Source organism: Enterococcus sp. DIV0561 (assembly GCF_050539875.1).
Taxonomy (GTDB): domain Bacteria; phylum Bacillota; class Bacilli; order Lactobacillales; family Enterococcaceae; genus Enterococcus; species Enterococcus faecalis.
Genome location: NZ_CP172927.1, coordinates 1,922,187 through 1,948,361, shown reverse-complemented (window position 1 = coordinate 1,948,361; position 26,175 = coordinate 1,922,187). Strand labels below are relative to the sequence as shown.

The following is a 26,175-nucleotide window of genomic DNA, read 5'->3' as shown; positions in this document are numbered from 1 at the left end:
AAAAGTAGGAGAGTTTCAATTATGAAAAAAATCATCGTAACAGGTGGAGCTGGTTTTATCGGCTCAAATTTTGTTCATTATGTTGTAAAGAATCATCCAGAAGTTCATGTAACTGTATTAGATAAATTAACGTATGCAGGAAATGAAAAAAATCTTGAAGGTCTACCAAGTGATCGCGTGGAATTAGTCGTAGGAGATATCGCTGATGCTGAATTAGTTAATCGTTTAGTCGCTGAAACAGATGCGGTCGTTCACTATGCTGCTGAATCGCATAACGACAACTCATTAAACGACCCATTCCCATTTGTACAAACCAATCTGATTGGGACGTACACATTGATCGAAGCTTGCCGTAAAAATAATGTTCGTTACCACCATGTATCGACTGATGAAGTTTATGGCGATTTACCTTTAAGAGAAGATTTACCAGGACATGGAGAAGGCGAAGGGGAAAAATTCACTGCCGAAACGCCTTACAATCCTTCAAGTCCTTATTCTTCAACAAAAGCAGGATCTGACTTGTTAGTCAAAGCGTGGGTTCGTTCTTTTAACTTACAAGCAACAATTTCAAACTGTTCAAATAACTATGGTCCATATCAACATATTGAAAAATTTATTCCTCGTCAAATTACCAATGTCTTAAGCGGCATTACACCAAAACTTTATGGTGCTGGTAAAAATGTTCGTGACTGGATTCATACAAACGACCATTCTTCGGCTGTTTGGGCAATTTTAACAAAAGGGCAAATTGGCGAAACATATTTAATCGGAGCCGATGGTGAAGAAGACAATAAAACAGTGATGGAATTAATTTTAGAATTAATGGGACAACCTGTTGATGCCTATGAGCATGTCAACGATCGTGCAGGACATGACTTACGTTATGCGATTGATTCAACCAGATTACGCGAAGAATTAGGTTGGGAACCAGAATTCACGAATTTCCGTGAAGGCTTGGCAGAAACAATCAAGTGGTATACAGAAAATGAAGACTGGTGGCGTGCAGATAAAGAAGCTGTTGAAGCAAAATATGCACAAAATGGTCAGTAATTTTTTCTGACATGTGAGATAACAGTCGAAAGGCGATGGCAAAGTACAAAAGCTACTTTGCCCTGCCTTTTTTTCAAGAAGGAGTGAAAAAAATGATTTTAATTACTGGTGGAAATGGCCAATTGGGCACAGAATTACGTCACCTATTAGATGAACAAGGAATTGAGTATGTTTCAACGGATTCAACAGAATTAGATATTACTGATGCGGATAGTACGTTGGCAAAAGTGAAAGAAATTCAACCAAGCGTCATTTATCATTGTGCTGCTTATACAGCTGTTGATAAAGCAGAAGACGAAGGCAAGGAATTAGATGAAAAAGTGAATGTAGATGGCACACGTCATATTGCAGAAGCTGCTAAAGCAGTGGGGGCGACACTTGTTTACGTAAGTACAGATTATATTTTTGATGGAACTAAAAAAGAAGGTGTCTATGCAATTGATGATCAACCGAATCCTTTAAATGAGTATGGTCGGACGAAGTTATTAGGTGAACAAGCGGTACAAGAAATCCTGGACGACTATTATATTATTCGAACATCATGGGTATTTGGTCAATACGGTCATAACTTTGTCTTTACCATGCAAAAATTAGCGGAAACAAGAGACCAACTAACGGTAGTGGACGATCAATTTGGCCGCCCAACTTGGACAAGAACGTTAGCGGAATTTATGGCATTTGTTATTGCAGAAAAAGCGCCATTTGGTGTTTATCATTTGTCTAATGAAAACAGCTGTAGCTGGTATCAATTTGCTAAAGAAATTTTAAAAGATACTGAAGTGGAAGTACTGCCAGTGGATTCAACTCAATTTCCACAAAAGGCGCAAAGACCACAATATTCTGTAATGGATTTAAGTAAAACAGAAGCGTTAGGCTTTAAAATTCCTACTTGGCAAGAAGCCTTAGCGCAAATGTTAGAAAATGTTCAACAATAAAAACTTAACTAAAGAGTTTTTTGGTGGAGAGAAAGTGGAAAGGTGTTCTTCTATGAAAGTTCTTTTAATCATTCCTGCTTACAATGAGGAAGAAAACATTTTGCGGACGATTGCTTCCATTGAAACATTTAAACAGGAAGTTACGCATTTTCAACATGAATTGGATTATGTGGTAATCAATGATGGCTCGACAGATAGAACCAAACAAATTTTAGAAGCCAACCAAATTAATGCCATTCATTTAGTGTTGAATTTAGGTATTGGCGGGGCAGTACAGACAGGCTATAAATATGCCTTAGAAAATGAGTATGATGTGGCGGTTCAGTTTGATGGTGATGGTCAACATGATATCAATAGTTTACCTGTCTTACTGGCACCATTAGCAGAGGGTAAATGCGATTTTTCGATTGGCTCTCGTTTCCTTCCTGGAAACGAAGCGGCTTTTCAAAGTACGAAAATGCGCCGTTTTGGTATTCGTTTGTTATCTTTTTGCATTCGAATGGCTTCTGGTAAAACAATTTATGATGTGACTTCGGGGTATCGAGCGGGAAATCGGAAAGTGATTGCTTTTTTTGCAAAGCGCTATCCGACAAACTATCCCGAACCAGAATCGATTGTTCACTTAATCAAAAAACGCTTTGTGATTGTTGAAAGACCTGTCAATATGATGGAACGGCTTGGTGGTGTTTCTTCGATTCGTGCATTGGCTTCTGTGAAGTATATGCTGGAAGTCGGCTCAGCAATTCTGATTGCGGCCTTTATGAAGGAGGGAGATTGATGTTACCAACCGTGTTGTGGTTTGTTTTATCTTTATTTGCAATTGGCTTTTTCTTATACATTATTCGAGGGATTAATAAAAATATTTTTCTCCTAAAAAATGCCTTGATTTGGTTATTAATCTCAATTGTTTTAATTATTTTTGCTATTTTCCCGCATGTGGCAGAATGGTTAGCAATGGCCTTTGGGTTTGAAACAACGTCAAACTTCTTATTATCAGCTGCAGTGATTGTCCTTTTAATTATGGAAATTAAAAATTCTGTGTTGATTTCAAAACACGAAAATCGCATTAAAACATTATTGCAGGAATTATCTATCATGAAATCTGAAGAAAATAAAAAAGATCGCTAATGTGTAGTGACCCTTAAAAGTTGGACCTGAAAGTCTAATTTTTAAGGGTCAGCTCAATGAATAGCGATCTTTTTTATTTAAGATTCATAATCACAATGCCGACAATAATAACCACAGCACCAATAAGGGCATTCGTTGTAATCGTCTCTTTTAGAATAAGATTTGAAGCGATTAAAATAGCGATGTTTGTACAGGCAACGCCTAAAGGAACAATGTAAGAAACATCGGAACGACTAATAATTAACATCCATAAAATAAAACTAATTAAATAACAAAATAAACCTAATAAAGATATAAGTGAGATATTCATTGAAAAGATTGTTTGTTGGAGTTGGATGTTCAAACTGCTAGAACCTAGTTTAAATAAGACCAGACCAGCAGAAGACAGAAATACGTAAATAATAAAAAGAACCATAATTTCCCTTCTCTCAAAAATAGTTTCCGTGCAAAAAATGCAAGACCTCCATTATTGTAGCATAATCTCCTAAAAATTGGACAAGTTTTTTTAATATAGCGAAATCAGTTAAATTTTTCTTTATAAAAAGGGGTCTACTATTGAAAAGCTAGGCGTTTATCGATAAAATAGAAATGTTGTTTAAAATGGCATTTTTGTATCCAAAAATTTTAGATAAAAATAGTTTATTACGGAAGGAATAAGTATATGTTTAAAGAAACATTTTCAATTTTCAAGAATATTTTTCAGAACAAAAAATTGTTATTACAATTTTCATTTAATGATTTTAAGGCCAAGTATGCTGGTTCAGCACTAGGAATTGTTTGGGCGTTTTTAACGCCATTAGTAACTGTTTTGACGTATTGGTTTGTCTTTTCTGTAGGCCTTCGTTCTAGAGCTGGCGACAATATGCCGTTCATTGTCTATTTAGTAACAGGGATGGTACCTTGGTTCTTCTTTTCAGATTCGTTATTATCAGCCACGAATGTGTTTCGTGAATATAGTTATTTAGTTAAAAAAGTCGTGTTTAATGTACAAATTTTACCAACGTCTAAAATTTTATCGAACTTGTACACCCACTTGTTTTTCATTCTAATTGGTTTTGTAATTACTACAGCTAACGGTTATTATCCAAGTTTGTACAGTTTGCAATTAATTTACTACTTAGCTTGTTTATTAGTCTTTTTAACAGCAATTACGTGGATTACTGCTTCAACACAACCATTTTTACCTGATATTATGCAATTTATCAATATCATTATGCAAACAGTTATGTGGACATTGCCAATTTTATGGCAACCAACTGGAATGATTGCGACAATCTTAAAAATCAATCCATTATATTATATTGTTCAAGGATACCGCGAATCTTATTTAGGCGGTGCATGGTTCTGGGAACATTGGCAATATAGCTTATATTTCTGGGGAGTTACTATTGTTTTACTATTAATTGGCTCAACCGTGTTTAGACGCTTAAAACCACATTTTTCAGATGTACTATAAGGAGAGAACGACATGTCAGAATATGCAATCGATATCCAACATATTACCAAAACATACAACATGTATAAAAAGCCGTCCGATCGGTTTAAAGAAGCGCTTAGTCCAACAAAAAAATCTTACCACGATTTGTTTTATGCGTTAGACGATGTCACGATGCAAATTAAAAAAGGCGAGATGATTGGTTTTGTCGGCGAAAATGGCTCTGGGAAATCAACCATGTTAAAAATTATTACAGGAGTACTAACACCAACCTCCGGGTCCATGGTGATTAATGGGAAAATTTCAGCGTTGCTTGAATTAGGTTCAGGTTTTAACCCAGAATATTCAGGATATGAAAATATTTTCTTAAATGGAATGGTCCTAGGTTTTTCCCGAGAAGAGATGGAAGAGCGTGTCCAAGATGTCATTGATTTTGCTGACATCGGTGATCATTTGTATCAACCAGTTAAAACGTACTCTAGTGGTATGTTTGTCCGCTTGGCTTTTGCGGTAGCTATTAACGTGGATCCCGATATTTTAATTGTCGATGAAGCGTTGGCTGTCGGGGATTTAGAGTTTCAATTAAAATGTATGGAAAAATTTACGGAAATTAAAAATTCTGGTAAAACAATTTTATTTGTTTCTCACGATGTAAACTCCATCCGTCGTTTTTGTGACAGAACTTTTTGGTTGCAACACGGGAAAGTCGTTGAATATGGAGATACGATGGACGTGACTACCAACTACGAAAACTTTTTGAAAAAGAAATCAATTAAAACAGTTGACCGCGAAGCGACCATGAAAGATGAAACCCCAGCGCCAGATATTATTGAAGTGGATCATGCGGAACTTTTAAACGCGGATTATGAACCATTAGAAATGGTAACGCAAGATGAAAAAGTGATTGTAAAAATTGAATATACTGTCAAAAATGACCAAATTAAGAAGCCTGTTTGTGGGGTCGCTATTCGAACAGTGGACAACCATTATGTCTGTGGCTTAAATACGTTATTAGATGGCGTGCAAATTCCTTGGAAAAAAGGACGGAATGTTTTTTATTTAGAATATGAAAAAATGTCATTATTAACAGGTGAATATTATTTTGATATTGCTTTCTTTGAGGAACATGCAACAGTCCCATTAGTCTACAAAACAAAATACGTGACGATGTTTATTACCGGTCGTTATGCCGGAGAAGGAATTGTCATCTTAGATCATAAATGGAAGGATACGACAAAAGATGAAGTATGATTTTGAAATGGAAACAGACGAGAGTACCAGTGTTGGGAAAATCGTAGCACAAATCAAAGAAAATAGTGATGTCTTGGAATTTGGTCCAGGTAATGGGCGGATGACTAGCTATTTGATGGAAGAAAAAAAGTGCCGGGTCTCAATTGTTGAATTAGACAAAGAACTTTATGATCATGTCAGTCAATTTTCAACAGATGCCTTTTATGGCAATATTGATGAAAATGATTGGGTCGAATACTTTGCTGGTAAGACGTTTGATTATATCGTTTTTGCGGATGTGTTGGAACATTTAATGAATCCTCAAAGCGCCTTAGCAAAAGTCAAACCGTTTTTAAAACCAGGCGGTCAAATCTTAATCACTTTCCCTAATTTGGCGCATAATTCGGTCTTAATTGATTTATTTAATAATCGTTTAACGTGGAATGAAACTGGGCTGTTGGATGCTACGCATAAATCATTCTATTTACAAGAAGGATTTGAAAAAGTTTTTGCAGAAGTTGGTTTATACATTGCCAAAGAAGATTTTACATTTAATCAAGTTGGCTACAACGAAATTCCTACGACGTATGAAGCGTTACCTGTAGAAGTACAAGCAGCTTTTAAAGCGCGTCCCTTTGGCGAAGTGTATCAGTACTTTTTTGCCTTGACTGCTGAACCTGTAGAACAGCCAGAGCGAGTGACACCTGTAAATTCATACAATGAAAAAAACGTTCATATTTTAATTAATTGCGGCGAAGAAAAAGAGACTGAGTTGGATCAACCAGTTGATTTACAAAAACCTGAAACAAAACAGTTCCAACTGAAGATACCAGAAGACGTCCAACTGATAAAATTATTCCCAAGTTTAACGGGGGCAATTGTCAAATTATCCATGACGATAGACGGCCAGACAGTCCCAGTCGCAGCCACGAATGCTTTTCTGGTACAAGAGAATGTCTATTATTTCTTAGATACGCAAGTACCTGTAATCGAAGTAACCGATGCACAAATGGCAGGCAAAGACCTGACAGTAGACATTGATTATTTCTTTGAAGGCAACTATTCAGAACGTGAAAATACCTTTATTCATGCATTGTTAGATGAAAGAAATCAATTTTTAGAAGAAATGAATAAACAGACGGAGACAGCCCCTATGCCTACTGGAAAATATAAACGAATCACATTAACTAAATTTGATAAAATGATTAACTTAACCATCGATGATATTGCTCGCGATGTAGAAAATAACGTTTCTGTTATCAGAGGGTGGGCGTATGACAAACAAACAAATTATCCGCTAAGATTCAGTATTGCAGAAGCTAGTGAATCAGTCACTTATACGGTGGAAACAGAATATCGTCGGGATGTTATTGATATGTTTGAATTAGAAGGCGATCAAGATTATGGTTTTGTCATTACGATTAAAGATCCAGAAGATTTACCAGCCTACACGTTAAACATTGACACCAAATCAGGCCAGAAGGTTCAATACGTGGTGGAGCGTCCAAACATGGTTCAACCGGGCACGAAATTTGATCGAGCATGGCGTTCGATTCAGACACGTGGTTTGATGGGCTCAGTGAAGTGGTACTTTAAACGACAAGAAAAAGCAGAATCCCCTGTTGACGTGGAGGCAGTTTTAGCGGAAATTAAAACGTTCCAATTTCAGCCTAAAATTTCTGTCGCTGTGCCTGTTTATAATGTCGAAGAAAAATGGCTTGCAGCGTGCGTTTCTTCTTTACAAAATCAGTACTATGAAAATTGGGAGTTATGTTTAGCAGATGATGCATCGCCAAGCGAACATATTAAGCCCATGCTAGAAAAATATAAAGAACTAGATCAACGAATCAAAGTTATTTATCGCGAAGAAAACGGACATATTTCAGAAGCAACTAACTCAGCTTTGTCGATTGCTACTGGCGATTTTGTTGGTTTCATGGATAACGATGATGAATTAGCGCCACAAGCATTATATGAAGTGGTCAAAGCTTTAAATACAGACCCAACGATTGATTTTCTTTATACTGATGAAGATAAAATTACAGAAAATGGTCGTCGCTTCAACGCGTTTTACAAATCGGACTGGAATCCAGAACTGATTTTAAACCATAATTACATTACACACTTTGTTGTTGTGAAACGTGATTTATTAGAAAAAGTAGGCGGATTGAACTCAGCATATAACGGCGCTCAAGACTATGATTTCGTATTACGAGCAACGGAACAAGCAACGAAAATCAAGCATATTCCTGGTATGATGTATCATTGGCGTGCCATTGAATCATCGACTGCTCTAAACCCTGAAAGCAAAGGTTACGCCTATGTAGCTGGTCAAAAAGCGGTCCAAGCGGCAACGGAACGCCGTGGCTTAAAAGCACAAGTAGAGATTGCCGAATTTTATGGTTCCTATAAAATTAACTATCTTTATGATCATGTGCCGATGGTATCATTGATTATTACGAATGATACAGAGAATATGAGTAGCTACTTACGTCAATTATTAGAAAAAACTGCCTATACAAATTATGAAATTCTATTGCCTGCACGCTTCGAGAATCAAATAAATATCCAAAATGACCGTCTTCGTTATGTTTCAACAGAAACTCGTCATGGCATGATTCAAGCTGCTAAGGGAGAATATGTAGCTTTATTAAATGCTGGATTGGTACCAACGAAAAATGATTGGTTAAAAGAGTTAATGAACATTGGTCAACAAGAGACCTCTGGTTTAGTGACTGGCCGCGTAGTTGACGCACGCTATCGCGTGGAAACAGTAGGAGTATCAGTTGATACAGACAAAGGGCGATTACTTTATCCCGAAAAAGGCACCCCTGGTAAAAGCTTAGGTTACTATTACAGAATTGCTTTACCAAGAAATATTCAAGCAGCAACTGAAGACTGCTTACTATTCAACAAACAACTTTACCTAAATTTAGAAGGAATTAACGAAAACTTAGGAAAAGAATGGATGGGTGTCGATTTATCGTTACAATTTGCTAGCGCTGGTAAACGAAATGTATATGTGTCCTATGCAATTTTGAAAGCAGACGAAAAAATGCAAAACCATGATAAAAAAGGATCTTATAAAGAACTTGCGGAAAAATGGACCGCGGAAGCTTTAGTTGATCCCTACCGAAATCCGAAACATCTATAAGGAGAATGCACATGAATGAAGACATTAAGGTGATCTTTGATAGTATCTATCGCGACAAAACAACAAATAATTTAACCATTACAGGTTGGGCGTTGGATACAATCACTAAAGAAAGCCCAACTTTCACAATTAATAATGAAAACCAAGTGTCCGCTTATAACATTCAGCGCGTTTTACGTGAAGATGTTAATCAAATTTATCAAACAGAGCCTGCGATTGAAGCTGGCTTTGTTGTTACACTTGAAGGAATTAAACAAAAAAAAGTACTCCCTTTTCATTTTCAATCATCAGCACATGTTGTAACGGTGGATTTTCCCTTGAATAAAAAATATCCAGTGATTCCAGGGACAGAAGATAAAGTGACTCGTCTCTGGATAAAAGCCAAAAAAGGATTTAAGTATATGGCTAAAAATGGTATTTCTCATACCATTCAACGAGCGAAAATTGAGAAACTAAGAAATCAAGCTTCGTATCCTAACTGGTTAGCTAGAAATGAAGTACTAGACATAGAAGCGATGACGCAAGAAATCGCAACATTTCATTATCAACCTAAAATTTCCATTGCGATGCCAGTGTATAATGTTGAAGAAAAATGGCTTCGGTTGTGCATTGATTCTATTTTGAATCAAGTCTATACTAATTGGGAATTATGTATGGCCGATGACGCCTCAACAGATCCCAATGTCAAAAAGATTTTAACAGAGTACCAGCAATTGGATGAGCGAATTCGGGTCGTCTTTCGTGAACAAAATGGTCATATTTCCGAAGCAACCAACTCTGCTTTAGCGATTGCTACCGGAGAATTTGTCGCCTTACTAGACAACGATGATGAATTAGCGATCAATGCTTTTTATGAAGTGGTTAAAGTGCTTAATGAAAACCCAGAACTGGATTTAATTTATAGTGATGAAGATAAGATTGACATGGATGGAAATCGTTCTGATCCAGCCTTTAAACCAGATTGGTCACCTGATTTACTTTTAGGAACCAATTACATTTCGCATTTAGGCGTGTATCGTCGGAGTATTCTAGAAGAAATTGGTGGCTTTCGAAAAGGTTACGAAGGTTCTCAAGACTACGATTTAGTCTTAAGATTTACTGAAAAAACGACAAAAGAACGCATCAAACATATTCCAAAAGTTCTTTACTATTGGCGGATGCTACCGACCTCAACAGCAGTGGACCAGGGTTCCAAAGGTTATGCTTTTGAAGCGGGACTAAGAGCCGTGCAAGATGCGCTTGTTCGTCGAGAAATTAATGGCCATGCAACGCATGGGGCGGCGAATGGCTTATACGATGTTTATTATGACATTGAATCTGAAAAGTTAGTCTCAATTATTATTCCAACTAAAAATGGCTATAAAGACGTACAACGTTGTGTTTCATCGATTATTGAAAAAACAACCTACCAAAATTACGAGATTATTATGGCTGACAATGGAAGTACAGATCCAAAAATGCACGAATTATATGCAGAATTTGAAAAACAATTGCCTGGCCGCTTTTTCGTTGAATCAATCGATATTCCATTCAATTTCTCAACTATTAACAATCGTGCAGCGAAAAAAGCGCACGGAGAGTATTTGTTATTTTTAAATAATGATACCGAAGTGATTACAGAGAATTGGTTAACTTTGATGGTTTCATTTGCTCAGCAAGAACGGATTGGCTGTGTAGGTGCGAAATTATTGTATCCAAATAATACGGTTCAACATGCAGGTGTTATTTTAGGATTAGGTGGTGTCGCTGGGCATGGCCATTATGGGTATCCCCATGGTGACTTAGGCTATTTTGGCCGGTTAGCTATTAATGTCAATTATTCAGCAGTAACTGCCGCATGCTTACTTATGAAAAAAGCAGATTTTGATGCAGTTGGTGGTTTTGAAGAAGCGTTTACCGTAGCTTTCAATGATGTTGATTTATGCCTGAAAGTCCAAGCTTTAGGACGTGACAATGTTTGGCTTCATGAAGCAGAGCTTTATCATTTTGAATCTCAAACTCGTGGATATGATGATAAAGGCAAAAAGAAAAAACGTTTTGAACAAGAAAAAGTGATGATGGAAGAAAAATGGGGACCTTTAATTGAAAATGATCCATTTTATAATCCTAATCTGACAAGGGATATTCCCAACTTTTCATTACGAATTGACTAGATGCAATTGCGGATGACGAAATGGAGCGAAAAGATGGAACAACAACTAACTACAAGAAAAGAAAAACAACCATTAAGCAACCAAGCTGAGCACAGCGCTCGCTTGGTTGATCATTTGTTACGCTGGCGCTATCTGCTAGCGGCAGTCATTTTTATTTTACTGGTCGCCTTTAAAGTCCATGGGAGTTCATTAAACATGTGGGATGCGTATGTTTCTGAATATGCGGATGGACAAAAAAGTTCATTAATTGCTGGTGAACCAAGAGGTGTTCGTTCGGATGAATGGCTCGTTCAAACCCCATTTAGTCTCTCTCAAACACAAACGGGTTTGAAAACACATAATGATGTGATTACGTTAAATGGGCAAGACATGGTGGTAGGCTATAATTCGCCAGCGTGGAATTTGGCCACGTTAGCGAAACCTTTTACGTGGGGCTACGTGCTGCTGGGTAAAGAATATGGATTATCTTGGTATTGGAATCTTAAATTAATTGGTTTGATTTTATTCTCTTTTGAAATTGGTTTGATCGTCACGCGGCGGAATAAATATTTAGCTTTGTTAGCAAGTGTTTGGATTCCGTTTTCTTCGGCCCTTCAATGGTGGTTTGTCTCGCCAGTTGGAGATTTAGTATTTTTTGGCTTAGGTTTTTTAGTGGGAATTTATAATTATTTCTATTATCATAGTAGTGTTCGACGTCGTGTCATTTGTGCGATAACGGCTGTTATTATGGCCTCAGGATTTGTTTTAGTTATTTATCCTGCGTTACAAGTACCACTTGGTTATTTGATTTTATTATTTTTAATTTTATTCTTTTTAGAGTTTCGTAAAAAAATTAAGTTGGATAAGTGGGATGGGGTCCTGATAGGTGGGGCACTCTTGATGACGGCGATTATTGTTGGCGGATCGCTATATGGCTCATTGGATTCCTTAAAAGCAGTAATGGATACCGCTTATCCAGGAAAACGGGTAAGTTTAGGTGGCGATATACCCAAACGAGATATTTTGTTATTTTTAACAAACTGGAAATTACCGTTTCAAGACGTTCCATATTCCAATAATTCGGAAATCAGTAGTTTTTATCATTTATTTTTTGTTATTTTGCCGCTCTCACCATTTATTTTTTATAAAAAAATAAAAGAAAACATTTACGGTTTTGTCTTATTCGTGTATTGTTTATTTAACTTAGTTTGGATGAGCGTTCAATTTCCAACAATTTTTGCTAAGTTGACATTGTGGTCTTATGTGCCAGAACAACGGGCGATGTTATCCTTTGGGTTTGCCGCTGTGTTGTTGAGTTTATGGTTCATCGATTATTTATGGAATCGTCAAGCAAAAATTCCAATGATGGCCTGGTTAGGGGCGCTAGGATTAAATGTTGTTCTGTATTTCTTTGTTTTATATACGGGCAATTTACGGTTATATGTTACACGAATGGACATCATTGGTGTCTTGGTTGTCGCTACCGTTTTAATTGTTGCTTTATTTAAACGTTGGCGCACGTTATTTGTCCTTGTCTTATTAGGAATCATTATGGTTTCTGGAGCCTTTGTAAATCCAATTTCTCGTGGCGTTTCTGCTGTCTATGGAAAAAAATTAGCGGTAGAAGTGGAAGAAATTAACAAAAAAGACCCCAACCAATTGTGGGTGGGCGAACGCTTGATGTATGGCTATTTGCCAATGTTAGGTGTGCATACCTTTAACGGTGTCGCTTTTACACCTGACTTAGAGGCTTGGAAAACATTAGATCCAAAAGGAAAAGACACATTTATTTATAATCGCTATGCGCACATCAATGTTGAAGTAGGAAATCAGACTCCTGTTTTAGAGTTGATGCAAAAAGACGCGATTATTGCTCGTTTATCTCCAGAAAAATTAAAAGAATATGGGATTAAATATGCGGTCGTTTATAAACCATTAGAACCGTTAGACACACCAACGATTCATTTTGAAAAATTATATGGACCTGATCAGAACGGGGCATATATTTATCGAATAAACGACTAGTGATTCATTCATGGAATGAGGTTTGAATATGGGAAAAGTATTGAATAGAATCGGTAGACTTATTTTATTAGTTACAATGATCGGCTCGTATACGATGTGGGTCGTAGGAATTGATGCGCCAGTCACAAAATATATGTATGCCAATAGTTCAATTTTATTATTAATAGCAGTAATACTTGTACTGCTATTAAATTGTACGAAATTAAAATTTATTGACTGGCTGACCGTAGCGTTGGCGCTAGCCACCTGGCTCTTGTTTCACTTTACGGAATCAATCCGTCATAGCACGATGCAAACAGATACAATGATTCCTTTAATTATTTTGTTGGTCCTTTGTTTTAAAGTTTGTGTCTTTGATCGTTTGGATCAAACGCTTTTATTAATTGTCTCTTTAGTTGCTTTGAGTGCGACTTTGTATCGGATGTCCGTGGAGTTGCCTCAGTTGATTCCAGCAGACGAAATTTTTAAAGAATCAAATAAACTAGAAAGTATTTGGATTAATACCAATACGATTGGTGCCACGTTGATGTTTTCAACAATGATGGCCAGTAGTTTGATCAAAGCATATAGAAATAAGGTTTTTAACCTGCTGCTTTTACCTGTATACATTGGTGGTGTTTTAGGTACATGGGTCAGTCAATCAAAAACCTCTTTTGCCATTTTAGTTGGTTTTATTCTGGTGGATAATCTTTTACCAAAACGTTTCTTGCAACGTTCGAAAGTTTGGCTGTTTGGTTTTGTCGGAGTAGCTGCATTGGGACCATTGTTATTTTACTTATGTGCGGAATCGGATACTGTGGATTTATTTACAGGAAGAGAACGAATTTGGCATGAGTTTTTTGCTAAATGGTTATCTGATCCTCAACATATTAAAGTCGGTATGGAGCCTTTTGTGGCCTCATGGAAACCGCTAGGGACACATAATGCTTTTCTATTTACGTTAAGTAATTTTGGTGTCATCGGCTATCTGATTTTATTTGGTTTTTTAGTCAGTATGATTTTATTGATTGGTTTCCGCAAAAAAACATTGGATCGTTTGCAAGTTAGTTTACTTTTAGGCTTCCTTTTAATCTGGATTCATTCATTTATGGAAGATATTTTATTAGCGCCTCATTGGATGCCGATTGTTTATAGTTTCCTTGGGCTAGCCTTCTACTTCCGGCCAGAGAAAAAACGAGGAAGACATGAAAGACCAACGACGCCTAAAAGAAGAAAACGAATGAAACAAACAAGTCCTGTTAGCAATGAAGAGCGCCCAATAACACCTGTTGACGAAGAGGGCTGGGATCAACCTGAAGAATTAAGTCGTGTCCAAAGACATCGCAGATAATTTTCATCCTATAGAACTTTCTTGTCTGCTGACATTATGGTAATATAGGGATTGCATGTTATTACAAATAATGTAATTACTGGAAGTGAAGAGAGGAAGTTTTTAATGACATCAAAAAGTGAATGGAGTAATGCAAGACGAATTGTAATTATTTTAGCAGACGTTTTGCTCTATAATTTATCAATCATCTTAGGGTTTATGGTGAAATTTGGCCGAGAAATTCCTTCATTTAACTTTGTGGCTTATGAAAAATCTGCAATTTACATTTCAATCTTTTTTATCTTTTTGAATTTGTTGTTAGGTGCGTATATTTTTTATAATCGCAAAATTAGTGACATCATTTTTGTCACGGTGATTGGTCAAATTTTAATGACTTTAACGATTATGATTGTGACATTTGCCGGACGTTGGTTTACGTTCCCGCGTTCTGTTTTAGGATATTCCTTTATAATCGGAATTATTGTTCTAAGTCTTTGGCGAATTCTTGTTTATTATCTTTACTTAAAGGTCAGCAATGAGCGAAAAGTTGTTTTACTAGGTAAAGAAAATCAAGTTATGCGGTCAATTCAAAACTTTATGTCTGATAAAAATAACAAGCATAAAGTAACGAGCGTTGTTGTCAGCAATTACTATGAAAACTTAAAAAAAATTATCGATGAAATCGATATTGTTTATATTTCAAGTAATGTTGATGAGAACGAAAAAGTAAAATTGTATCAATTAATTGTCAAACACAAGAAAAAAATCTTTTTAGATACAAGTTTTGAAAATCTAATTATGCTAAAACCAAACATGATGAACTTTGAAGATGAAAGTATTATCGAAGTCTCAAATTTTGAAATCCAACCAGAAGAGAATTTTATTAAACGTTTATTCGATATTTTAGTCTCTGTTTGCCTATTTGTGATTACCTCCCCCTTAATGCTTATTGCAGCAATTTTAGTCAAAGCAACCTCACCGGGACCAGTGATTTACAAACAAACTCGGATTACATTAGATCAACGTGAGTTCTCGATTTTAAAATTTAGAACGATGTCGGCAACAGCGGAAGCAAAATCAGGTCCAGTCTTATCTACAAGTAACGACAGTCGCGTCACTACAGTTGGTAAATACTTGCGCGCTTTACGTATTGATGAGTTGCCACAACTAATCAACGTTATTCGCGGAGATATGTCTATTGTCGGACCACGTCCTGAACGACCATTCTTTGTTGATCAATTTAATCAGGAAAACCCGAATTACTATTTACGTCACAATGTACGTGCGGGGATTACCGGCTATGCCCAAGTTTATGGGAAGTATGCTTCTGACTACAATAGTAAATTGAACTTTGATTTACTGTACATCAAGAATTATTCATTACTATTGGATATGAAAATTCTGCTTCAAACCATCAAAATTCTCTTTGATAAAGTATCATCAAGAGGATTGGATGAGTCTGAAGAACGTGAAGAATTGACGATGGATTATTGTAAAGAGAATGCTATTAGAATTTACCGTTAAAAGTTTGAGACATAAGTTATTTAAGCTTATGTCTCAAACTTTTTTTTGGAAACAAGGAACGTTGAAATAATAAAAGAGCTATGCGATAATATAAACTGTTACATTCTTACATAAAATGCAACGAGGAGTGAACAAATGGAAACAGCACTTGTTTCAATTATTATGCCTATGTACAATGCAGGCAAATTTTTATCAAAATCTATTGAAAGCGTTCTGGAACAAACCTATCAGAATTGGGAATTATTACTCATTGATGATGGAAGTAAAGATGATTCTATTGATATTGCACTTGCCTTTATGGAAAAAGATTCAAGAATCTTTTTACTGAAAAATGAACAGAACATGGGCATTGCAAAGACCAGAAATAAAGGAATTGAAGCTTCAAAGGGACAATATATTGCCTTTTTAGATAGTGATGATCTATGGCTTCCTAATAAATTAGAAGTTCAAATCAAGTGGATGGAAGAAAAAAAACTTTTATTTACATGTAGTTCTTATTTTGTATGTAATGAAGGGGGCAAAATTACTCATGAGCGTAATTTTAGTGAGGGACCACAAAGCTATCAAGATCTTTTAAAAACAAATACTATCGGCTGTTTAACGGTCGTGGTTGAGTCTAAGCTGCTTAAACGCCATTTAATGCCGGATTTAAAACATGAAGACTATGCTACTTGGTTAAACATTTTGAAAGAAATAAATACGGTTTATTTTATTAACGAAAAATTAGCCATTTATCGTAAGCTAACCACCTCTACATCTTCTAACAAATGGAATACAATCAGTTGGGTTTGGAAAATTTTGCGTCAAAATGAACAGTTTTCAGTTATTAAGAGTTCATTCTACTTAATGCGTTTTTTATTCTATACAACATTTAAATATGCAAAGAATGAATAGGGAGGAAAAGGAGAAGTGGAACAAACAACACAGACGCAATTAGTAGAAATTCAACAAGTTGTTTTACGCATGTCAAAATATTTTGTAGCTTTTTGTGAAGAACATAATCTAACCTGTTATTTTTGTGGAGGCGGTTGTATTGGAGCAATCCGCAGTCAAGGCTTTATTCCATGGGATGATGACTTAGATTTCTTTATGCCAAGACCAGATTATGAAAAATTAAAAGTGCTTTGGCCTAAATATGCAGATGCAGAGCGGTATCCATTGTTAGTTGCTTCAAAAACGTATAATGATCATAATTCATTTATGACAATTAGGGATGCACAGACAACGTTTATTAAAACCTATCAAGATGGATTGACAATTCCTCATGGTATTCCTATCGATATTTTTCCTTTAGATGGTGCGCCAAAAGGAAATTTTCAAAGGAAGAAACAAAAAATTTGGGCATTAATTTATGCTTTATTCTGTTCACAAGTGGTACCAGAAAAACATGGTGGCATTTTAGCAACGGGGAGTCGAGTATTATTGAATATTTTTCCATCGAAAAAGGTTCGCTATCATATTTGGCGCTTTGCTGAAAAAAGAATGACCAAATATTCCTTTGGCTCAACTCCTTATGTCACAGAATTATGTGTCGGACCACGCTACATGGGTAATATTTATCATTTGGAAGATTTTAAATCTGCTATTTTTGTTCCGTTTGAAGATACAAAAATGCCAATACCAGTGGGCTACAAGCGCTACTTAACAGAGGTTTTTGGGGATTATATGCAATTGCCACCAGAGGAAGATCGCCAACCCCATCATGAAGCGCTAATTGTTGATACTAAAAAATCATACACAGAATATCTTAAAAAATAAATAAAAGATGAAAACAATCGATTAAAGATCTGTTTTCATCTTTTTACCATTTAAAAGTAAAAAATTGATATAGGAATGTTAAAAAAGCGTAATTGAATTTGAAATAAAGGTATGAGATAATAATTGGTGTTAGTTTTAAAATGTGAAAACAATTAGTTGAAGGTTATAGGATGCACATTTTTTTAAGGATTAATGGCGAGTATTTAAGAAAGATACATATTATTAAATATATAAGGAGAGTTTCATGAAAAAAATCATTTCAGGTATGTTAATTTGTACCGTATTATTAAATAGTTTTAGTGTGATTGCATCAGGAGAAGAGCTTGTAAAAACAGAAACAACGGGGGAGACTGGCTTGGTCACTCAAGCTACGTCAGAAAAAACGACTAATTCAACAGAGGATACATCTTCTGTTACAGAAGAAAATACCTCTGAAAGCGATAGTTCTGCTTCAAGCACAAAAGAAGAGCCTCTTGATTCTTCAACAAATAGTACAACCGAAGAACATTCTTCTGTTTCAGAAACAAGCACAACAGATGGTAAAACAGAAGCATCACAAAGCTCTGAAGTAGAAAAAAAGAACATTGACCAAGATGAAGCGGATTATCAAGAAGCAGCACGTGAAGGAACGAACCATAAAAAAGGAACATATGCTATGAAAAACGGCATTTCTTCTAGGGTAGCGCGAGCAACAGTTGCGAACGTCTATGCGAATGATCCTAATTTGCCTGGCAAGAATTTTATTGACGTTTCTAGTTGGAATGGCGACATTTCAGTAGCTGAATATCAAAAAATTAAAAGTTATGGTGTAACAGGCGTCTCGGTTAAATTGACAGAAGGAACTTGGTATGTTAACCCATATGCTGCTGGCCAAATTAGAAATGCCAAAGCTGCTGGCTTAAAAGTTTCAGCATATCACTATAGTATGTATGTCTCTGCTGCGACAGCACAAGATGAAGCAAGATATTTTGCTCAGGCGGCGGCTAACTCTGGCTTAGATAAAAATACCATAATGTTTAATGATGCGGAAGATCCAACGCTTACAAACAATGGACGAAACGCCCATGCTAATTCTATTGCATTTAACCAGCAATTAAAGGCACTGGGGTATAAAAATGATGCGTTGTATGTCGGCAAATGGTGGTTAACAGCTGGTTATATCGATACCTCCGCCTTCGGAAGAGACAGAGTATGGGTAGCGCAATATCCATATACTCCTGATAGTTCCATGCAGTGGAATAATGACCATGGTGCTTGGCAATGGTCTTCGCAAATGTATTTCCCTGGCTTAGCTAACTATGAAGGGCGTCCATTTGATATTTCCATGACCTATAGTAATTTTTTAAATATGGGTAATAGTAGTGGCCCTGACTTAAGTAAGTATTACACAACTAATCCAGGTCGAGTAATCATGAAAAATGACGATACTTTTTACCAAGATGTGGCGTTTAGAATTCCTGGTTGGCAAGTTAAAAAAAATACACTAGTTACCATTAAGGGAATTGAATATAGTTCAGCAGGAATTCCTCGATTGGTCACAGACCAAGGTTATTTAACAGCAAATAAAGATTATGTATTGGCAGCACAAAGCAATATTGATTTGTATTTTACGACAAATCCTAAAAAAGTTCGTTTGAAAAGCGATGATTATTTCTATGCTGACCCAGAATTTAAGCAAAGATTGTCTAAGGTTTCGAAGGGAACAATAGTAGAAGTTGAAGATTTAGCTTATACTCAAAGTGGTATATTTCGATTGAAAACAGCGAAAGGATATTTGACTGCAAATAAAAATATAGTTGAACAATATAAAGGATTAGAAGATATTTACTACACATCTAATCCTGGACAAGTAATTACTAGAAATGAAGATACCTATTACAAAGATGTAGAATTTAAGACAAAAGCAAATAAAGTAACTGCAGGCAGTGTTTTAACCGTAACTGCTATTGAGAAAACAAAATCAGGAATTCCTAGATTGAAGACGGCGAATGGGTATTATTTCACGGCTAACAAGAACTATGTAGTAGCTACTGGATCTTGGATTGCCAACTATCATACGGTTAATCCGGGGCAAATTATTATGAAAAATAATGATAATTTTTATGGGGATCCAGACTTCTTATATAAAGGAGCAGCTGTTTCCAAGGGAAGTTTAGTTCCTGTCGTGGGAATCGAGTACCGTGAAAATCAAGTTCCTCGTTTGATTACCCCAAATGGTTATTTAACGGCTAATAAAAGTTATGCCCAAAAAGTTGTGCCAAACATCAAAGATTATCTATATGATTATCCAGAGTATGTAGTTATGAAAACAAATGATTATTATTATCAAGATGTAAATTTCAGTAAAAAAGGTGAGTTTGTTTCCAAAGATACATTAATCAAAGTTTTAAGTGTTGATTATACCGAAAACGGATTGCCTAGATTAAAGACTGCCAAAGGTTATATAACTGCTAACAAATCATACGTTACAAAATTGGTATCAAATTCAGATAATTACTTCACTGAAAATCCGCACCAAATTATTATGCGAGTGTCAGATAAACTATATACTGATGTAGAGTTTCGTAATGCTAGCAGAACCTTATCATCTGGGACTGTCGTTCCAGTTAAGGGCATTGAGTATTCCTCTAAAGGTGTTCCTCGCTTGAAGACAGAAGAAGGATATCTTACTGCAAATAAAAACTATGTGACAGCTGCTGGAAATACCAATAACAATTACTTTGTCACTAATCCAAAAAAAGTTAAGCTCTTAATTGATGATTGCTTCTACAATAATGTTGAATTTACTAAAAAAGGACAGGCCGTTAAGAAGAATACGATTGTTGAAGTTGAAGCAATCGAATATACAAATAATGGCATACCAAGGTTAAAGACGAAACATGGGTATTTAACTGCTAATAAGTGGTATGTAGCAAAAGTTGATTAAGCTATCCGCCAATAAACAGCCTTATTGATTAAAGTAAAGAGAATATTTGAAAGGTTAAATATATATTGACATCTTTGTTGAACTTATTTTTGTACGAGTTCGACAAAGGTGTTTTTTTAAAGAGAAAAAGATTTTATTGGTCAAAAAATTTCGCTATTTATAAAGGGGCTAAAAGTGTTGTTGAAATTGATGAAAAGCATAACAATCATTTTTTATTCAATCAATATCGAAATAAAAAAAGTAATAAGATAAAACCTAAGACTATTAAAATATATAAAATAAAATACCGCCAATATTTACAGTTCGATTAAGGTCTAAGATAAATTATTGAAACTTACTGATAGTTATGAGAAAATGTAAAAGATTGAATGCAGTTTTGGCTGTATTGATGAATATATAAGTTAAACAAAATTGAAATAAAACTAGTTGTTGACTAGTTAGGGAAAGGATTTTGTATCAAATGATTACAGCTTTAATTATTGCCGGTGGAGTCGGTAAACGAATGGGGCAGGATATTCCTAAACAGTTTATTATGATTGAGGAAAAGCCAATCATTATTTACACATTGGAATCTTTTCAAAAGCATCCACTCATTGATCGAATCTTAGTTGTGTGTAAAAAAGGTTGGGAACAAACACTAGATGCCTATGCAAAAGAGTACCATATTGACAAATTACAATGGATTATCCCAGGGGGAAATTCTGGTCAAGAATCAATTAACAATGGGGTTAATTTCTTAAAAGAACATTCAAACCCAGAAGATACTATTGTTATCCATGACGGAATTCGTCCATTAGTTGATGAATTAGTTTTATCTGATGTAATTGTTAAGTGTCAAGAATACGGCAATGCAGTGACTTCGTTGCCATATAATGAACAAATTTTTGTAAAAGAAACTGAGGAAACAACTCGACAATATATTAATCGTGAAACATTACGTCGCGTGTCAACGCCACAAGCCTATAAATTTGAAAAATTAACTTGGGCTTACGAAAAAGCATTCCGTGAGAATATTGGTATTTCTGAATCGTCATATACGAATACTATGATGGTGGATTTAGGCGAAACATTGTATTTTGCTTTAGGCTCAGATAAAAACATTAAGTTAACCACACAAGATGACTTACAGTTATTTAAAGGCTTCTTGAAAATGAAAGAAGAGTAGTGGAGGGGATACCATGTTATTTACAGATGATAATTATTTATCAGACGTTGAACGAGTTTTAGAGAAGACACCAGATTGGACGAAAGTAACAAATAAATCTGTTTTTATAACTGGTGCTTCAGGCATGATTGGGACCTTTTTAATTGATGTACTTATGTACCAAAACAAAACGAGAAATGCGAATATTTCAATCTGGGCGATGGGACGAACATTGTCGCGTTTGGAAGAGCGATTTACTAGTTATTTAGAAGATCCGTTATTCCATATAGTTATTGGAGATGTGACAGAAGAAATTCAGGTAGCAGAAGCTTGTGACTATGTGTTGCATTGTGCTAGTAATACACATCCTAAATCATATGCCAGTGATCCAATTGGAACGATTATGACCAATATTGCTGGTACGCAGCATATTTTAGATTATGCGGTCAAAGCGAATAGTGAAAAAGTGTTATTTTTATCAACTGTTGAAATCTATGGAGAAAATCGTGGAGATGTTGATAAATTTACAGAAGACTATTGCGGTTATATTGACTGTAACACGCTACGGGCCGGTTATCCTGAAGGAAAACGAGCAAGTGAATCATTATGTCAAGCCTATATTCAAAAATATGGTATTGATGTTGTTATTCCAAGAATTAGTCGTACGTTTGGACCTACGATGTTACTTTCGGATAGTAAAGCTTCTTCTCAATTTATTATGAATGCAGTCCATAAAGAAAACATTGTGTTAAAAAGTGCAGGGACCCAACTATACTCTTATGCATACGTTGCAGATATTGCATCTGCTCTTCTGTTTTTATTAGTTAAAGGGCAAACAGGGGAAGCTTACAATGTTTCAAACGAACATTGCGATATTACGTTACGCACTTTTGCGGAAACATTAGCCAATGTGGCTGGAACAAAAGTGATTCATGGGGAAGCCACCGCCCAAGAAAAACAAGGATTTTCTAAAGCAACAAAAGCACTACTAGACAATCAAAAAATCTACGCATTAGGTTGGCGGCCACTGTTTGACAGTATGGAAGAACCATTAAAACATACAATTAAAATTTTAGAAGGTAGCGGAAATTGATATGCCCAAAATTAGTATTATTGTTCCTGTATACAATGTAGAAAAATATTTAGAAAAATGCGTACGCTCTATTTTAGCTCAAACGTTTACTGACTTTGAATTGATTCTTGTAGACGATGGCTCTCCAGATAGTTCCGGAGCAATGTGTGATCAGTTTGCTGAACAAGATCAACGAGTAAAAGTTATCCATAAAGAAAATGGAGGGCTCAGCGATGCTCGTAATGCTGGAATTGAAATAGCAACAGGTGAGTATTTAGGTTTCGTAGATAGTGATGATTACATTGCAGATGATATGTATGAACTATTATATACAAATATCGTAAAAGAAGATGCCGATTTATCAATCTGTGGTATTTATGATGTCTATGAGGGGAAAGAGCCAATTGTAAAAAGTTTAATACAGGGAACTTTTTCCAGAGAAGAAGCATTATTGTTAATTTTACAAGGAAATATTATCTCCGTACATGCTGTAAATAAGTTATATAAACGAAAACTCTTTGCGGATCTAAGATATCCTAAAGGAAAGTATCATGAAGATTCATTTATTATAGTAGATTTGTTGTCTGAATGTCAGAAAGTTTCTATTGATTCAACACAAAAATATTACTATTATCATCGAATGGGCAGCATTAATACAGAAACATTTTCAGATAAACAATTTGAGTTTATAGAAGCTTGGGAGAAGAATGAACTTAAATTGAAAGGTAAGGGAGCAGTTATAGAAGAAGCTGCCCATCAAAGAGTTTGTTTTGCGAATTTTTTAGTATTAGATAAAATTTTGATTAGTAATGCTTCGAAGGAAAAAGAAACGAAACAAATTGTTCGCTATCTTCGGAAAAACTTTATTTTTATTATGAAAAATAAAGTTTTTACAAAAAGTCGTAAACTATCAATGATTTTACTTATGTTTGGTCTTCCTTTTTATAAAATACCAATTAAATTGAAAAGAAAATATATAGAAAAAACAATAGATTAACAAGTTGTAATCTAAAAGTTGTTTTAAATAATTGGAGGATATGATGATTATTAATTTATCACAGCAGATGCAAAAAATAGAAAAAAGGATAGCTATAACATATATTGTTTTTTTTGAGTTAGTTCTAATTTGTCGAATGGTTAGCATTTATTCGACTTTACCAACAAAAATAGATTCATTATTTACCTTGATAATTATGCTATTGTCAGGTGTTTACTTCATATGTCACTTCTTGCCAATTTTTATAGAAAAAAAACAAAGAAGAATAGAATACTGGCTAATTGCTTTTATAGGAATTTTATTTTTAACAACATTTATTAATCATACGTATGCTTTTTCAGAGAACATTAAGTTGATCATTTGGCAATGTATCTTTTTCTTTTCCGTTTACGAAGTAGGGCGTTCGAATGATAAATCTGTTTTTAAAGCTTTTGAGTATGTACTTTTAATTGTTTGGACTGCATTAGTCATCGTTGGGTTATACTTATTTTTTGCGCGAATCAGCTTTTCAAAACCAGTAGAGTCTTTGTATTACGGAATGAGAATCGGTTTTTTTGAAAATCGATTATATGGTGTTTTTGTGGAGCCTAACTATGCATGTACCATCTCATTAGTTTGTATTTTGGTTGGCGTGCGGAATTTTATTAATACCAATAGCAAATGGTTAAAAGTGGTTTGTGCAATGGTGATTTTTCTACAATTTAGTTATGTAGCATTGTCTGGATCAAGATCAGGAGTTATTCAGTTGATTTCAATGGTAATTTTCGGGATGTTCTTTACAATTTGGTTCTTTCAAAAAAATACATCCAAAGCAGTTATAAAAAAAGTTGTGCAAGCAGTATTAGTTTCTTTTTTCTGTGGTGCTATTGTTTTCGGGGGCTTACAGTTAATAGAAAAAGGGTATATTGCTGCTGCAAATTCAGTGAATATTGAAGTACCAAAAGTTTTAGATAATAAAGAAAATGAAATTCTAGGAAATAAGAAAATTACTACTAAGAGACCAGATGTTGAGGGGAAAGACGATATTTCAAATAGTCGATTTGCTCTTTGGCAAAGTGCGATAGATTTAATGAAATTAAATCCTATATTTGGCACTTCTCCAAAAGGTTTTGCAGATATAGCTAAAGATAAATTGCCTCAATCTCATATTGCTAAGACAGCTCAAACACCGCATAGTTTTTTCTTCTATTTATTAGCAGCTACAGGGATTTCAGGTACAATTGTATTTCTAATTTTCTTGCTATCTAAAATGTTTAACTCTGCTAAATTGCTGTTTAGCGTTCGAATTAAAAATTATATGGATTTTGTGTTAGATAACCAAATTGTGTTAGTCATTTTAATTTCTGGATTACTGATAACTGAAGTCATTTTAACAAGACGTTTTGCAACAGTTATCTTTTGGTTATACTTAGGTAAAATTCAGTATCGTACTGACATGGAAAATGATTTGATTAGAGGAAATGAGCAATGATGCTCATTTTTTCTACTATACAATTGATTATTATATAAGTGGGAGAGTAATATCATGCAAAAACTTACGTTAAACGAAGTTCAGGCGAAGGCTGTTGAAATATTAGTGTATATCGATAATATTTGTCGATCTAACAACTTGCATTATACATTATTTTATGGAACCTTGATTGGTGTAGAACGTCATAAAGGTTTTATTCCTTGGGATGATGATATTGATATAGTTATGCCGAGACCAGATTATGAAGTGTTAATTAAAATCCTTGAAAACGACTCTAACTATCAATTACTTTCTTTTGAAACAAGGAAACATTTTCGTTATCCTTTTGCAAAGTTAGTTGATCCTAATACTGTAGCTCATTCAAAACAATATTTTGGTGGAGAAGATAAGGACTTAGGAGTTTTTGTAGATATTTTTCCAATTGATGGCATCCCTGATAGTCAAAAGGAGAGAAATGAACTGAGAAATAAAACGGAACAGTATCGGTTAAACTTAATGGATACTTTAGGCTTAAGCTATGCGCGAAGTTTTTATCTTAGTAAGGCTTTAATAAAATTAATAACACGTTATCCTCATCATTTTAAAACAAAAAAAACAGGAAACGATCAATATTGGCGTGATTTATATCAAACGGAGGCAAAAAAAATCCCATTTGGAACAACAAATCATTGTGGTTATCTCGAATGGATTCATATAGATTGGGGTGTGTTTCCTAATGAGTGGTTTTTGGAATATGAAGATGTAGAGTTTGAAGGACATCAATTTATGGCCATTAAAAAGCGAAAACAATTTTTGACTTTACGCTATGGAGATTATATGGAAATGCCTCCGGTAGAAGAAAGAATCACTCATCATCCCTATGATTTTTACCAAAAATAAAGATTA

Annotated in this window: 20 protein-coding genes; 19 read left to right on the top strand and 1 reads right to left on the bottom strand. The window is 35.1% G+C overall.

Annotated elements, in window-relative coordinates; all coding sequences use genetic code 11:
• Window positions 1-21 precede the first annotated feature (21 nt).
• The 4 genes from rfbB (at window position 22) to IGM13_RS09415 (ending at window position 3,113) form a co-directional block, all read left to right on the top strand.
• Complete coding sequence (gene rfbB / locus IGM13_RS09430) at window positions 22-1,050, top strand: dTDP-glucose 4,6-dehydratase (RefSeq protein WP_002359895.1); 1,029 nt, start codon at window positions 22-24, stop codon at window positions 1,048-1,050.
• A gap of 92 nt (window positions 1,051-1,142) precedes the next feature.
• Entirely contained in the window at window positions 1,143-1,985 is an 843-nt protein-coding gene (rfbD, locus tag IGM13_RS09425; protein WP_010715344.1) for a dTDP-4-dehydrorhamnose reductase, read from the top strand.
• Between the two features lie 52 nt (window positions 1,986-2,037).
• Window positions 2,038-2,763: a glycosyltransferase family 2 protein gene (locus IGM13_RS09420; RefSeq protein ID WP_010715343.1), complete on the top strand. Its 726-nt coding sequence runs from the start codon at window positions 2,038-2,040 to the stop codon at window positions 2,761-2,763.
• Window positions 2,763-3,113, top strand: a complete 351-nt coding sequence (locus IGM13_RS09415; protein WP_002419746.1) for a DUF2304 domain-containing protein — start codon at window positions 2,763-2,765, stop codon at window positions 3,111-3,113. Before IGM13_RS09420 ends, IGM13_RS09415 begins: the two co-directional genes overlap by 1 nt.
• A 73-nt stretch (window positions 3,114-3,186) precedes the next feature.
• Here IGM13_RS09415 and IGM13_RS09410 read toward each other — a convergent pair whose 3' ends face one another.
• Window positions 3,187-3,528, bottom strand: coding sequence for an EamA family transporter (locus tag IGM13_RS09410; RefSeq protein ID WP_002356899.1), 342 nt, complete (start codon window positions 3,526-3,528; stop codon window positions 3,187-3,189).
• A 246-nt stretch (window positions 3,529-3,774) separates the two neighbouring features.
• Here IGM13_RS09410 and IGM13_RS09405 point away from each other — a divergent pair, with 246 nt between their 5' ends.
• From IGM13_RS09405 to IGM13_RS09335, 15 genes are all read left to right on the top strand, one after another.
• Window positions 3,775-4,569 (top strand): ABC transporter permease, encoded by a 795-nt coding sequence (locus tag IGM13_RS09405; RefSeq protein WP_002356900.1) that lies wholly within the window; start codon window positions 3,775-3,777, stop codon window positions 4,567-4,569.
• A 12-nt stretch (window positions 4,570-4,581) separates the two neighbouring features.
• Entirely contained in the window at window positions 4,582-5,799 is a 1,218-nt protein-coding gene (locus IGM13_RS09400; RefSeq protein WP_002419745.1) for an ABC transporter ATP-binding protein, read from the top strand.
• Window positions 5,789-8,932 carry a glycosyltransferase gene (locus tag IGM13_RS09395; RefSeq protein WP_002419744.1) on the top strand — a complete coding sequence of 1,048 codons (3,144 nt, stop codon included), beginning with the start codon at window positions 5,789-5,791 and terminating at the stop codon, window positions 8,930-8,932. The genes IGM13_RS09400 and IGM13_RS09395 overlap by 11 nt, the downstream gene beginning before the upstream one ends.
• Before the next feature lie 11 nt (window positions 8,933-8,943).
• A complete protein-coding gene (locus IGM13_RS09390; RefSeq protein ID WP_002419743.1) occupies window positions 8,944-11,085 on the top strand; it encodes a glycosyltransferase family 2 protein in 2,142 nt (713 codons plus the stop codon).
• Window positions 11,086-13,089, top strand: a complete 2,004-nt coding sequence (locus IGM13_RS09385) for a DUF7657 domain-containing protein (RefSeq protein ID WP_002419742.1) — start codon at window positions 11,086-11,088, stop codon at window positions 13,087-13,089.
• A gap of 28 nt (window positions 13,090-13,117) precedes the next feature.
• On the top strand, window positions 13,118-14,419 hold the full coding sequence (locus IGM13_RS09380; protein WP_002419741.1) for an EpaQ family protein: 1,302 nt from the start codon (window positions 13,118-13,120) through the stop codon (window positions 14,417-14,419).
• Window positions 14,420-14,524: 105 nt separating this feature from the next.
• The gene (locus IGM13_RS09375; protein WP_002356909.1) at window positions 14,525-15,922 is read left to right on the top strand and encodes a sugar transferase; all 1,398 of its coding nucleotides are present in this window, start codon (window positions 14,525-14,527) and stop codon (window positions 15,920-15,922) included.
• Window positions 15,923-16,057: 135 nt separating this feature from the next.
• On the top strand, window positions 16,058-16,816 hold the full coding sequence (locus IGM13_RS09370) for a glycosyltransferase family 2 protein (protein WP_002419740.1): 759 nt from the start codon (window positions 16,058-16,060) through the stop codon (window positions 16,814-16,816).
• A gap of 15 nt (window positions 16,817-16,831) precedes the next feature.
• On the top strand, window positions 16,832-17,680 hold the full coding sequence (locus IGM13_RS09365; protein WP_002419739.1) for a LicD family protein: 849 nt from the start codon (window positions 16,832-16,834) through the stop codon (window positions 17,678-17,680).
• Between the two features lie 244 nt (window positions 17,681-17,924).
• Window positions 17,925-20,606 carry a DUF5776 domain-containing protein gene (locus IGM13_RS09360; protein WP_002419738.1) on the top strand — a complete coding sequence of 894 codons (2,682 nt, stop codon included), beginning with the start codon at window positions 17,925-17,927 and terminating at the stop codon, window positions 20,604-20,606.
• 460 nt (window positions 20,607-21,066) lie between these two features.
• On the top strand, window positions 21,067-21,771 hold the full coding sequence (locus tag IGM13_RS09355) for an IspD/TarI family cytidylyltransferase (RefSeq protein WP_002419736.1): 705 nt from the start codon (window positions 21,067-21,069) through the stop codon (window positions 21,769-21,771).
• A gap of 13 nt (window positions 21,772-21,784) precedes the next feature.
• Window positions 21,785-22,843, top strand: a complete 1,059-nt coding sequence (locus IGM13_RS09350) for an NAD-dependent epimerase/dehydratase family protein (RefSeq protein WP_002419735.1) — start codon at window positions 21,785-21,787, stop codon at window positions 22,841-22,843.
• A gap of 1 nt (window position 22,844) precedes the next feature.
• Complete coding sequence (locus IGM13_RS09345; protein ID WP_002369106.1) at window positions 22,845-23,819, top strand: glycosyltransferase family 2 protein; 975 nt, start codon at window positions 22,845-22,847, stop codon at window positions 23,817-23,819.
• 40 nt (window positions 23,820-23,859) lie between these two features.
• Entirely contained in the window at window positions 23,860-25,290 is a 1,431-nt protein-coding gene (locus IGM13_RS09340; RefSeq protein WP_162489079.1) for an O-antigen ligase family protein, read from the top strand.
• Between the two features lie 54 nt (window positions 25,291-25,344).
• A complete protein-coding gene (locus IGM13_RS09335; RefSeq protein ID WP_002419734.1) occupies window positions 25,345-26,169 on the top strand; it encodes a LicD family protein in 825 nt (274 codons plus the stop codon).
• Window positions 26,170-26,175: the final 6 nt, after the last annotated feature.

Excerpts from the sequence above, each read along its gene's own strand:
- rfbB (WP_002359895.1), top strand. The coding sequence starts at position 22 with ATGAAAAAAATCATCGTAACAGGTGGAGCTGGTTTTATCGGCTCAAAT.
- rfbD (WP_010715344.1), top strand. The coding sequence starts at position 1,143 with ATGATTTTAATTACTGGTGGAAATGGCCAATTGGGCACAGAATTACGT.
- IGM13_RS09420 (WP_010715343.1), top strand. The coding sequence starts at position 2,038 with ATGAAAGTTCTTTTAATCATTCCTGCTTACAATGAGGAAGAAAACATT.
- IGM13_RS09415 (WP_002419746.1), top strand. The coding sequence starts at position 2,763 with ATGTTACCAACCGTGTTGTGGTTTGTTTTATCTTTATTTGCAATTGGC.
- IGM13_RS09410 (WP_002356899.1), bottom strand. The coding sequence starts at position 3,528 with ATGGTTCTTTTTATTATTTACGTATTTCTGTCTTCTGCTGGTCTGGTC.
- IGM13_RS09405 (WP_002356900.1), top strand. The coding sequence starts at position 3,775 with ATGTTTAAAGAAACATTTTCAATTTTCAAGAATATTTTTCAGAACAAA.
- IGM13_RS09400 (WP_002419745.1), top strand. The coding sequence starts at position 4,582 with ATGTCAGAATATGCAATCGATATCCAACATATTACCAAAACATACAAC.
- IGM13_RS09395 (WP_002419744.1), top strand. The coding sequence starts at position 5,789 with ATGAAGTATGATTTTGAAATGGAAACAGACGAGAGTACCAGTGTTGGG.
- IGM13_RS09390 (WP_002419743.1), top strand. The coding sequence starts at position 8,944 with ATGAATGAAGACATTAAGGTGATCTTTGATAGTATCTATCGCGACAAA.
- IGM13_RS09385 (WP_002419742.1), top strand. The coding sequence starts at position 11,086 with ATGCAATTGCGGATGACGAAATGGAGCGAAAAGATGGAACAACAACTA.
- IGM13_RS09380 (WP_002419741.1), top strand. The coding sequence starts at position 13,118 with ATGGGAAAAGTATTGAATAGAATCGGTAGACTTATTTTATTAGTTACA.
- IGM13_RS09375 (WP_002356909.1), top strand. The coding sequence starts at position 14,525 with ATGACATCAAAAAGTGAATGGAGTAATGCAAGACGAATTGTAATTATT.
- IGM13_RS09370 (WP_002419740.1), top strand. The coding sequence starts at position 16,058 with ATGGAAACAGCACTTGTTTCAATTATTATGCCTATGTACAATGCAGGC.
- IGM13_RS09360 (WP_002419738.1), top strand. The coding sequence starts at position 17,925 with ATGAAAAAAATCATTTCAGGTATGTTAATTTGTACCGTATTATTAAAT.
- IGM13_RS09355 (WP_002419736.1), top strand. The coding sequence starts at position 21,067 with ATGATTACAGCTTTAATTATTGCCGGTGGAGTCGGTAAACGAATGGGG.
- IGM13_RS09350 (WP_002419735.1), top strand. The coding sequence starts at position 21,785 with ATGTTATTTACAGATGATAATTATTTATCAGACGTTGAACGAGTTTTA.
- IGM13_RS09345 (WP_002369106.1), top strand. The coding sequence starts at position 22,845 with ATGCCCAAAATTAGTATTATTGTTCCTGTATACAATGTAGAAAAATAT.
- IGM13_RS09340 (WP_162489079.1), top strand. The coding sequence starts at position 23,860 with ATGATGATTATTAATTTATCACAGCAGATGCAAAAAATAGAAAAAAGG.
- IGM13_RS09335 (WP_002419734.1), top strand. The coding sequence starts at position 25,345 with ATGCAAAAACTTACGTTAAACGAAGTTCAGGCGAAGGCTGTTGAAATA.